Here is an 11,396-nt window from a genome sequence, read left to right as displayed (position 1 = left end):
CAATGATATGGCAAAACAATTGCCCGCTCATAGGGGTAGAAGCTACAAAATAAAAAAGAACTTGTTTTCGAATTGGCAATTATATATATTTCTTTTACCTGTAGTTTCGTACTTTTTTATTTTTCATTATATACCAATGTATGGCGTTCAAATTGCTTTTAAAGACTACTTTGCGAACCTAGGAATATGGGGAAGTCCGTGGGTTGGTTTTGAACATTTTGAACGTTTTTTTAGTTCCTATTACTTCTGGAGATTATTAAAGAATACACTTGTCTTGAATCTATACATGCTCGTACTTTTCCCATTACCGATTATTTTAGCACTTGCATTTAATGAATTACGTAATGGGGCATATAAGAAGTGGACACAGACTTTGACATATGCACCGCATTTTATTTCTGTCGTTGTTGTTGTTGGGATGCTTGTTGCGTTCCTAGATCCAAACACTGGATTAATCAATCACCTTATCCGTGCTTTAGGGATGGAACCAATTCCATTTCTAACAAGCCCAGATTGGTTCCGCCATATTTTTGTCTGGTCCGGTCAATGGCAGACACTAGGGTGGAGTACCATTATTTATTTAGCAGCATTAGCGGGGGTAAACCCAGAGCTTCATGAAGCTGCAAAAGTGGATGGTGCCACGAGATTACAGCGTATTTTCCGGATAAATATTCCAAGTATCATGCCAACCATCGTTGTATTATTTATTTTAAATATCGGAAACTTTATGCAGATTGGCTTTGAGAAAGTGTTACTTATGCAAAATACATTAAACTCCGAAACATCGGATATTATCCAAACGTTTGTATATGAAACAGGTATCCTGCAAGGACAATATAGTTTTGCAGCAGCTGTTGGGTTGTTTGAATCAGCGATTAATATTGTTCTACTAATTACCGTTAACCAAATCGCACGAAAAGTTAGTGAGAACAGCTTATGGTAGGAAGGAGGATGCAATATGTCTAGATTTAGTTTATCGGATAAGGCCTTTGACCGGTTAAATATACTTTTTGTATCGATTATTACAATAATCGTCATTTATCCGCTTATTTTTGTGCTGAGCGCATCCATTAGTGATCCTCAAGCTGTGAACACTGGGAAGATGTGGCTTTGGCCAGTGGATATTACCTTTGATGGGTTCCAACGAGTATTCCAAAATGATGCGATTTGGACGGGATATAAAAATACGATCTTATACACAATTGTTGGTGTGCTCATCCATTTGTTTGTTTTATTGCCGGCAGCATATGCCTTATCCCGCAAAGAATTAATGGGGAAGAAATTTTGGTTATGGTTTATTTTATTCACGATGCTATTTAATGGAGGACTTATTCCAACGTACTTAGTTGTTCGTAATTTGCAAATGCTCGATACAATGTGGGCGATTGTTATTCCAGGGGTTGTGGGAGCTTGGTCGATTCTTGTTGCGCGAACCTTCTTCCAACAAACTATTCCAGATCAACTTGTCGAAGCGTCCAAAATTGATGGAGCAAGTGACTTTTACTTATTTATTAAGGTAGTTTTACCGTTATCATTACCAATTATTGCTGTAATGGCACTTTTTCATGGAGTTGCCTTATGGAATCAGTACTTTAATGCGTTGATTTATTTACGTACAGAAGATAAATTCCCATTACAGCTAATACTTCGGCAAATTTTGATCTTGAATGAAGTGAATGCAAGTAGTATTTCCAATGCTGCTGGTTCTGCTCAATCGTTTGCAGAGCAAGTAAAAACAGCTTCATTAGTAAAATATGCAGTGATCATCGTTTCTGCACTACCACTATTAATTGTATATCCATTTTTACAACGTTTCTTTGTAAAAGGAGTTCTGATAGGTTCTGTAAAGGAATAACTGAAATGAGGCAAAACACGGTGTAAGAAGTGAACACCTGCTTTTGTCTACATTTCAATTATTGAATTCACATAGTGAGGTGATTTAGATGACGAGTATCGCACAAGGATACTATTCAATAGCCGTTTGGATAACGCGATTTGCATATGTAAATATTCTCTGGATTGCTTTTACGATATTAGGGTTGGGAATATTTGGGCTTATCCCCGCAACCGTAGCAATGTTTGCAGTGGTTCGGAAATGGAATATGGGTGAGCAGGATATTGCTATTTTTCCATTGTTTTGGAAGACATATCGCCAAGAGTTTGTAAAAGCAAATGGGCTAGGACTCTTGCTAGCTGCAGTAGGCTACCTACTAACAATAGAATTTCAAATACTAGGCACACAAACAAGTCTTATTTATCAGATGGTTCAGTTTAGTGTAGTAGTTATTTTAATTTTATTTGCCATGGTAGTTGCCTATTTCTTCCCAATCTATGTACACTTCAACTTGAAATTCATGGATTATATCAAATGGCCTTTTATTATCGGAGTCATCCATCCTATTCTTACAGTTGTTTTATTAGTAGGAGTTGGACTGCTTTTATCTATTACTTTCTATTCTTTACCAGCGTTGTTATTTTTCTTTGGCGGAAGTGTAACGGCTTATATATTAATGTGGGGAGTTTCGAAAACATTCGGAAAATATGAAGTAAATAATAAATGAATGCAGAAAGAGGTGGTAGTTCATGATTGAGAAAATAATAGGAGAACTGTTTGTAATCGGTTTTGATGGCAAAGTTGTCCCAAAATCGATCAAAAAGCTTATCCACGACTATCATATCGGTGGAATAATTCTTTTTACACGTAATATTGGGAGCCCTGATGAAGTACTTCGATTAACTGCTTCTTTGCAGAAAGAAGCACGTGATGCGGGATATGAACGTCCACTGCTGATTTGTGTCGATCAAGAAAATGGTACAGTACGACGTCTTGGAGAAGGAACGACAATATTTCCTGGCGGGATGACGATTGGTGCAAGTGACAGTGAAGAGAACGCATATCAGGTAGGTTATGCGAGTGGAACAGAGTTAAGAGCATTGGGGATTAATTGGAACTTAGCTCCTGTAGTAGATGTGAATGTAAATCCGGATAATCCAGTTATAGGTGTTCGTTCTTACGGAGAGTCACCAGAACGTGTCGCTCGTTTAGCAAAAGCAGCGGTAAAAGGTATGCAAGATGCAGGTGTTGTGACGACGCTCAAACATTTTCCTGGTCATGGTGATACAAAAGTGGATTCACATTTAGCTTTGCCGGTTATCCCTCATAGCATAGAGCGATTGGAAGAAATCGAGTTACGACCTTTTCAAGCGTCTTTGGAATCTGATGTGATTATGTCTGCTCATATCTACTTTCCAGCATTGGAACCGGAAGCAGATAAACCAGCTACATTATCCAAAGCAGTATTAACAGGATTGCTTCGAGAGAAATTAGGATATACCGGTTTAATTACGACGGATTGTATGGAAATGAATGCAATATCAGAAACAATTGGTACAGAGAAAGGGGTCGTAGCTGCGTTGCAAGCAGGCGTGGATCTAGCTATGGTATCACATACGTTACAACGGCAAGTTGGTGCGCTTCAAGAAGTGAAGGCAGCGGTAGAGTCAGGCGAACTGAGTAGAGAATCTATATTAACCTCGGCAGAACGAATCAGGCGCGTTAAAGATACATATATCAATTGGAATAATACGAGTATAGATTCCGGTGCAAAGGTACCTTCTTTTGTCGGTGGCAATGATCATCGTAAATTGGCGAAGGAAGCCTACCGACGAGGTGTGACAATGGTTTATAATCATGGGCTCATACCAATAGATAGTAGTAGCAATATAGTTGTTGTCACACCAGAAGCTAGTGCGCAGTCGGCAGCAGAGGATCCATCTCATGCAACTGTTCGTCTTTATGATGCAGTGCGTTCATATCAGCCGAATGCCAAAAACATAGCATTAACATCGGATTGGACAGAAGAAGATATACATGAGCAAGTAGAACAGTGGAAGCAGTACGATGCGGTGATTTTCGGGGTGCAGTATTTAGCGCAGCAACCGATGCAACAGTTATTATTAGAAACACTTGCCGCAAGTGACATACCAGTAATCGCAATCGTTATGAGAAGCCCTTATGATGTAGCATTATTACCAGAACTTCATACTTGTATATGTACGTATGAAGTCTCCTCTCCAGCTCTAGAAGTAGCTGTGAGTGCTGTGTTCGGGGAAGAAGAAATCTTAGGTATGTTGCCAGTAACAATAAAATCAAACCAGATAAAAAGAATATAGAGTAAGACCTGATGTCTATATTTGTATAACGCAGGTAGTGTAGAAGGATAAAGTAACAATTCATAGAATGGATGAATTGCTGCTCGTTCCAAAAGAGATAGATATTTTTTTAGGGGAAAGTATCAATTAGCTGTAGGACTATTCGAGAAGGAGAAAATACCATGGTACAAATTGTAAAGAATGCAACGTTAGTCAATGGAACAACCGTAGATATTGTAATTGAAAATCAGCGAATTGTAGAAGCCTCAGAAACGACTACAATTCAAGGTGATGTAATTGTTGATGCAGCTGGTATGTATGTTTCCCCGGGTTGGATAGACCTTCATACACATGCGTTTCCTAAATATAAGCCATATTGTGCGATGCCAGATCAAATTGGCTATAAGACTGGGGTAACAACGGTTGTAGATGCAGGTAGCAGCGGTGCGGATGATGTTGATGAATTCTATCGCATTGCACAAGAAGCAACGACGAGAGTATTTGCTTTTTTAAATATATCTCGAATCGGACTGATGCGTCAGGATGAACTTTCTGATCTGGATAATCTATCATTTGCTGCGATTCAGCAAGCAGTAGAGGAATATCCGCAATTTATTGTAGGATTAAAAGCACGAATGAGTGCAAGCGTTGTTTGTGGAAATGGCATACAACCGCTAAGTATAGCTGAAACATTTCGTCATAAATTAGAACTCCCATTAATGGTACATGTCGGAACAGCTCCTCCTGAACTTAATGAAGTATTAAGTTATATGAAAAAAGGAGATATTCTAACGCACTGTTACCATGAGAAAGAAAATAATCATATTTTTAGAGAAGATGGCTCTGTTGAACCCTCATTATTAGCTGCGATTGATAGAGGGGTGTATTTAGATGTTGGTCATGGAAGCTCTAGCTTTTCATTTGGAATTGCCCAAAAAGCGAAGCAACAAGGAGTTTATTTTGATAGTTTAGGAACAGATATTTACCAAAACAATCAAAAGAATGGGCCTGTCTATAATATGGAGACGATGTTAAGTAAATTCTTAGCATTAGGATATAGCTTAGAAGAAGTTATTGAAGCAGTTACGATCAAACCGGCAGAAATTCTAAGGAAACCGGATTTAGGCAGCTTACAACCGGGTTCGATAGCGGACTTAACATTTTTTACAGTAAAAGAATCATCCAAAAAATTAACAGATTCCTTTGGTACGAGTATTGATGGGGAATTGCTCATTAAGGCAGAGGCAGTCATCATAGGAGGGAAGTACTTTGAACTTGAGAAAAGTGATTAATGCGAGTGGAAGAATGAGTATATTGGGTGTATCTACAATTTCCGATTATGTGCTCGATGGCATGGCTAATGGAGGTAAACACTACTTTGAAATGGAAGCACTAGTGCAGGAATCCGGAAAGCAAGTAGCGAAGTATGTACATACAGAACATGCGCTAATCACAAACTCTGCATCCGCTGCAATATCACTTGCTGTAGCGGGGGTTATATCAAAGGATAATCGCTACCTTGTGGAGCATTTATATGAAGAATCTATGCCTCAACGAGAAATACTAATAATGAAAGGCCATCAAGTAGATTATGGAGCTCCGGTAGATGTGATGATACATTTAGGTGGTGGGAGACCTAAAGGTGTAGGATTTGCAAATGGCTGCAGCATTGACCAAATAAATCAAGCGGTATCGGAGAATACGGCGGCAATTCTTTTTGTACAATCGCATCATTGTGTGCAAAAGAATATGCCATCTTTACAAGAGGTAAGTGAATGGGCACGTCAGAAAAAAATTCCACTTATTGTTGATGCAGCTGCAGAAGAAGATATTGCTGGATATGGAGAGCTTGCAGACATGATAATCTTTAGTGGTTCCAAAGCAATAAAAGGTCCTACATCTGGCATTTTAGCTGGGAAAACGGAGCTTATAACGTATGCAACCTATCATATGAAGGGAATCGGGAGAGCGATGAAAGTAGGGAAAGAAGCTATCTTCGGATTATTGCATGCATTAGAACAATTTGTTAACGAAGAAACCGATATATCACTTCAATTAGCAGAATTAGATAAATTAAAGAAACTAGAAGAAGTGAACGGTGTTAAGATAACTATTCAGGCTGATGAAGCAGGGAGAGAAATTTACCGTGGAAGAGTACATATTGAAGCAGAAGCACCTATGGATGCGTCGACATTAGTGAATCAATTAAAAGACGGAAATCCTGCTATTTATACAAGGGATTACCATGCAAATGAGGGGCATTTCGATATTGATCCTCGCCCATTATTACCAGGAGATATGGATATCATTGTACAAGAAATTTCTAGCCTAATAGGAGGTTAATTATATGGCTCAAAACTTTTATAACGATCGAATTTGTTTAAATGTATTAGCTTCCGATATAACAAATGCAAAAGAAATCTATGAAGCAACCGATGGTCATGTACTTATCGGGTTATTATCAAGCAATTATACAAGCGTACAAGAAGCGTTAGAAGATATAAGGGTGTATGATAAAGTACTAGATGGATCCATTTCTCTTGGTTTAGGTGGTGGGAACCCGGAACAATGGAAGATGGTTGCAGATATTAGTCGTGAGTATAAACCAAGACATATTAATCAAGTTTTCCCAAAAGTAGGATATACAAGAGCGGCTGTAAATCATGCTCAAACGATGATTAATAGCCTCGTAAAGCCAACTGGCCAACCAGGTCTTGTCGACATTGCTACTGGTCCAACGAATAAATCTCTTATTATCGTAGAAGTAGAAGCAGCGATTCAGCTAACAAAAGAAATGGGAGGGAATTCATTGAAGTTCTTTCCAATGGGTGGAACGAGTCGTTTAGAAGAGTATGAAGCAGTAGCTAAGGCTTGTGCAAAAGAAGACTTTTATTTAGAGCCAACAGGGGGAATAGATGTTCAAAATAGTCCACAAATTATTGAAATTGCCCTTCAAGCAGGTGTGAAGAAAGTTATTCCACATGTCTATTCATCTATTATCGATGGATCTACCGGTCGTACGAGACTAGAGGATGTACAGTCTATCTATCATTTTGTGAAAAAATTAGGAGATCAGTATGACGAATAAAGTGAAGGCATTTGGAGAAGTAATGATGCGACTCCATGTACCAGGTAATAAGAAGTTAGTGCAAACGCGTGCGTTAGATATGTCTTTTTCGGGTACAGGAGTGAATGTGCTGACGGCTCTAGGGAGATATGGCAACCAGACTAGTCTCATCACCACTTTACCAGATAATAATATCGGAGAAGCATCGCTATCGTATTTGCAATCATTAGGTATTGGAACGCAAGACATTCGTCGAGATGGGGACCATATAGGCATGTTCTTTTTAGAAGATGGTTTTGATTTGCGCCCATCCGTAGTCACATACACCAATAGGAAAATCAGTGCCTTTCATCAATCAGTAACTTCAGACTATGAAATGGATCGCATTTTACTAGATACAGATATGATTCACTTTTGTGGCATTGGGTTAGCAGTCTCTGAGAATTCGAGGGATACCATTCTTTCACTTGCTAAAAAAGCAAAGGAACGTGGAGTTTTAGTAGTATTTGATTGTAATTATCGGCAGAAACTTTGGAAAAGTAATATTCACCGTGCGAAAAATGATTATCAGCAAATGCTGCAGCTAAGTGATGTATGTTTTATGACAGAAAAAGACGCTATGCATATATTAGGCTACGCTACGAATGAGATAGAACGAAAATCACAAATCAAACACCTTATACCAAAAGTAGCAAAGGAATATGGAATTCAATCAATTGCTGGTACAATAAGGCAGAGATTACAAGATAATAAGCATGAAATCGAAGGGTTTTTATATACAAATGCTAAATTTTATTTCTCCAAACGTTATGAATTTCGAATTTTCGATCGTATCGGTGGAGGAGATGGATTTGCTAGTGGTATAATGCATGGATTACGACAACAGTATTCGAAAAAAGATACTATTCAATTTGCGATGGCAGCAGGAATATTAGCACATACGACTTATGGTGATTCGCCGATTTCCTCAGATAAAGAAGTATGGGCATTAGTAAATAATCATGATCCCGATATAGAAAGGTAGATCAACCATGAAACTGAATTTAAGGGAAGGTTCTTTATATATTCAAGTGAAAGATATCTTGAAAGAAAGAATTATTAATGGGCGATATAAGGTCAATGATCTAATTCCCTCTGAACCAGAATTAGAGAGAGAGTTTGAAGTGAGTAAGATAACTATACGCAAAGCGGTAGAACAACTTGCTCAAGAAGGCTACGTAGAAAAAAGAAGTGGTATCGGGACAACGGTTTTGGCGAATCAAGTGGTTTCCAAATTATCGAAAGGTCAGCGGTTCTCCGAATATTTAATCGGAGAAGGTTATCAATTGCGTAAGAAATTTATTGATTTAACAGTTGTGGAAGAACTCTCACCGCCGCTACATCAGTTGGACAGTAATGAAGTCTATTGTATTGAACGCCTGTATATCCTAAATGGGAGACCGTATATACACTTCAGACATTATATAGCTGGGCATATTACACTTCCAAAAGATCCGGAAGTATTTGTTAATTCCCTCTATGATATGTTGTATCAGCAAGGAATTCGCTTTTATCGATTTAAAGATGAATTTGGTGTATCTGTTCCTGAACAAGAAGTTGCCGAACTGTTGGAAGTAGAGAAACAACCGTTATTACAACGTGAACGGTATTCCTATGATAGTAGAGACCGGCTTGTGGAGTATTCATTTGCCTATTATAATACCGAGCTTCATAAATATATTGTTAATTTTAATATGTGAATCAATATCATAATAAGATACGTTAAGTGAAAAGTCGAACAATTTTCTCTGTGTATCACTTCGGCCATTCGAATATTTAATTTCGGTTGTGAAGCCTATTATTGTTTATACCAATAATAGGCTTCATTTGCCATTGATGCAGGTATGTCAGCAAGGGTCTTCACGTACACAGGTTTACCGCGATTGCTTGTTTTAACGGTAATTAACCCAAGACGACGTTGAATGATATTTTCTTCTACGGAAAATTCGATCGCTTTATGACGTTGGGTAACCAATGTCGTAATTTCCCAACCACCCGTTTGTAATTGAATAAATGATCCATTGATTGTAAATTTAGCAAATCGATAATCGAGATATCGTCCTACAATGTTTAAAATAAGCAAAACAATAGATGTCCACCACCACTCTGGAAAGAAATAAAGAATAACTCCTGTGGCGATTATCCATATCCACGGAATATGGAGCATTCGTGCAACAAGCGATGAAGTTGGCATTCGCTCCATTTTTGTCGTGATTTCAAATCCTGGCAGTAATTCTTCTACTAAAGATAGGGCTCTCTTTGTAGGTAGAAATGGATATAGAGAATTAACGGGATCTCCAGACAGATCCATCTCACCAGCACTTATTAATTTTACACTTGTTAATCCTAGTAGCCGTTTTAAAATGGATTGGCGCATTTCAATGGCCTGGACATTCTTTTTTCGGATAGAGAAATTCTTTTCACTAAGTACACCTTGAGAAATGTAAATTCGCTCTTCATCAGAAGCAATTTCATACTTTCCATACTTTAAAAATGTTTGTATAACGCCAAAAGTAATAGACGCTAAGATAATTAAAGTAATCGCGATGGCAAGTACCATCCAGGAATTGGATATGAACTGGAAACCATCTTCGAGATAAGTGTCGATATCATAAACACTATCAATTTGTTGGAAAATCGATAACATTATTGGAATTAATACAATATAACTTGCTGATAGTATCGATGCTTTTAATACATCTTTTCGTGTCGGTGAAAAGTGTATCCTTCGTTCTGAATGCTTTTGCTCCATTTCAATGTTACGTTCGTTTTCGGATTGTGATGTCACCGCTATGGCTTGTTGTCCTTCAACTTGTTCTGTTGTATGACCGGTTTTTCGGAAGCGGTCGATCGTGCTTTCTATTTTCTCTGCATCTGCTAAGTGGAGAGCAGGAAAGGTGAATGAAGCATCGTCACCTCCCGAACCAGTCTCTAGAATTAAAGATGTCACATTGAGAAAGCGAAAGTAAAAGGGTGTATTGGTCTTTACATTTTGTACGCGATCAAAAGGCAAATACCGTTGTTTAATTACAAATGCACCTTGTCGAATAACAATCGATTTTTCTTTTACTTCATATGAAGTTCGGAACCACGCTACGATAGCGGTGATAATTAGTAAAATAAAGATTGCAATTAGAATATATCTGCCAATAACTACCCAGGTTGATGTCGACCCTATATTAATGACAAATAAAATTAGTATTAAAAAGAACAGATCTTTAATCGAACGTAAAATGGATGAAGCAATCATTAATGGGTGCATGCGTTTTGATTGCATCATTCCTCTCCTTCCTCCTTATTAATATTTGCTAATTCAGCGATTTGGTCTCGTATCGCTCGAGCTGTATCTTCCGGAATAGCTGGAATTTCGTGTGTAGAAGCCATTGTTCCAATAGATAAGGTATGTAAATTATATTTACGTAGTAACGGTCCTTGTTTCAAACCGACATACTGAATTTTTGTCATCGGAATGACGATATGAACAAGTTTCCATCGACCATGTTTTATTTGTACAAAATCTTCATCTACTTGATATCGCCAATATTTCTGTTGTAAATAAGGCTCTAAATAGATTGACCAGATAATATCAAGTATACTAAGCGCAACTAGTCCCCATAGTACATAGGCTATCCAGTCATACCAAGAAAAATATGTATGTGCGATTAATAGTGCAATTACTATAATAAATGCTACCGATAGTATAATACCGTTTACTGTACGCCAAACAAGTATTGCCTTCTCGGATATTCTCTCCGTTGGTTCTTCTATTTGATTGTGCATGTTCCATCTCCTCTCTTAACTACTTATACGATATATGGGAGGATTAAGTTTCAACTTCTCTTATCTATGTAGTGAATCCTAAATAATTTTATTAAATTTTTGGCTACAAAGTTGAAAAAACAATCTCGTTTGCCAGGTATTAATGAGAGAAGTACCCTTTAATGGTTATTATGCATGTAAAGGGTACTTTCTTTTTTGTGTTCAAGGAAATTATAAAATTTAAGTCAACATCAATTCGCGTCCGCTATTCGTTTATCCTTTATCTCAAAGAAATAAAGAAGTTCGACCAGTCGAACCACCCCTTGAAAAACAGGGGCGCAGGATATACGGTGATAAATGGGCGCTTCTGCTTGTGTAC

General features: G+C 37.9%; 11 protein-coding genes. 9 read left to right on the top strand and 2 right to left on the bottom strand.

Going from position 1 to position 11,396, the window contains the following annotated elements; genetic code table 11:
• Positions 1-7: 7 nt before the first annotated feature.
• The 9 genes from OB_RS16355 (at position 8) to OB_RS16315 (ending at position 8,958) form a co-directional block, all read left to right on the top strand.
• A complete protein-coding gene (locus OB_RS16355; protein WP_011067605.1) occupies positions 8-943 on the top strand; it encodes an ABC transporter permease in 936 nt (311 codons plus the stop codon).
• 15 nt (positions 944-958) lie between these two features.
• On the top strand, positions 959-1,855 hold the full coding sequence (locus tag OB_RS16350; RefSeq protein WP_011067604.1) for a carbohydrate ABC transporter permease: 897 nt from the start codon (positions 959-961) through the stop codon (positions 1,853-1,855).
• An 88-nt stretch (positions 1,856-1,943) separates the two neighbouring features.
• Entirely contained in the window at positions 1,944-2,561 is a 618-nt protein-coding gene (locus OB_RS16345) for a YesL family protein (protein WP_011067603.1), read from the top strand.
• 22 nt (positions 2,562-2,583) lie between these two features.
• Positions 2,584-4,173: a beta-N-acetylhexosaminidase gene (nagZ, locus tag OB_RS16340; RefSeq protein WP_011067602.1), complete on the top strand. Its 1,590-nt coding sequence runs from the start codon at positions 2,584-2,586 to the stop codon at positions 4,171-4,173.
• 161 nt (positions 4,174-4,334) lie between these two features.
• Positions 4,335-5,444 carry an amidohydrolase/deacetylase family metallohydrolase gene (locus tag OB_RS16335; protein ID WP_011067601.1) on the top strand — a complete coding sequence of 370 codons (1,110 nt, stop codon included), beginning with the start codon at positions 4,335-4,337 and terminating at the stop codon, positions 5,442-5,444.
• Positions 5,428-6,495: a DgaE family pyridoxal phosphate-dependent ammonia lyase gene (locus OB_RS16330; protein ID WP_011067600.1), complete on the top strand. Its 1,068-nt coding sequence runs from the start codon at positions 5,428-5,430 to the stop codon at positions 6,493-6,495. Before OB_RS16335 ends, OB_RS16330 begins: the two co-directional genes overlap by 17 nt.
• A gap of 4 nt (positions 6,496-6,499) precedes the next feature.
• Positions 6,500-7,240 (top strand): 2-dehydro-3-deoxy-phosphogluconate aldolase, encoded by a 741-nt coding sequence (gene dagF, locus OB_RS16325; protein ID WP_011067599.1) that lies wholly within the window; start codon positions 6,500-6,502, stop codon positions 7,238-7,240.
• Positions 7,230-8,243 (top strand): sugar kinase, encoded by a 1,014-nt coding sequence (locus tag OB_RS16320; RefSeq protein WP_011067598.1) that lies wholly within the window; start codon positions 7,230-7,232, stop codon positions 8,241-8,243. Before dagF ends, OB_RS16320 begins: the two co-directional genes overlap by 11 nt.
• A gap of 7 nt (positions 8,244-8,250) precedes the next feature.
• Entirely contained in the window at positions 8,251-8,958 is a 708-nt protein-coding gene (locus tag OB_RS16315; protein ID WP_011067597.1) for a GntR family transcriptional regulator, read from the top strand.
• Positions 8,959-9,056: 98 nt separating this feature from the next.
• Here the strand turns inward: OB_RS16315 and OB_RS16310 are convergent, their stop codons facing one another.
• Both OB_RS16310 and OB_RS16305 read right to left on the bottom strand, forming a co-directional pair.
• The gene (locus tag OB_RS16310; RefSeq protein WP_231846963.1) at positions 9,057-10,538 is read right to left on the bottom strand and encodes a PH domain-containing protein; all 1,482 of its coding nucleotides are present in this window, start codon (positions 10,536-10,538) and stop codon (positions 9,057-9,059) included.
• Complete coding sequence (locus OB_RS16305) at positions 10,535-11,038, bottom strand: PH domain-containing protein (protein WP_011067595.1); 504 nt, start codon at positions 11,036-11,038, stop codon at positions 10,535-10,537. The genes OB_RS16310 and OB_RS16305 overlap by 4 nt, the downstream gene beginning before the upstream one ends.
• Positions 11,039-11,396: the final 358 nt, after the last annotated feature.

It is taken from the genome of Oceanobacillus iheyensis HTE831, from assembly GCF_000011245.1.
In the GTDB taxonomy this organism is placed as follows: Bacteria; Bacillota; Bacilli; order Bacillales; family Amphibacillaceae; genus Oceanobacillus; species Oceanobacillus iheyensis.
Note: the sequence above shows the minus strand (reverse complement) of the source record. Positions and strands in the feature narration are given on the sequence as shown.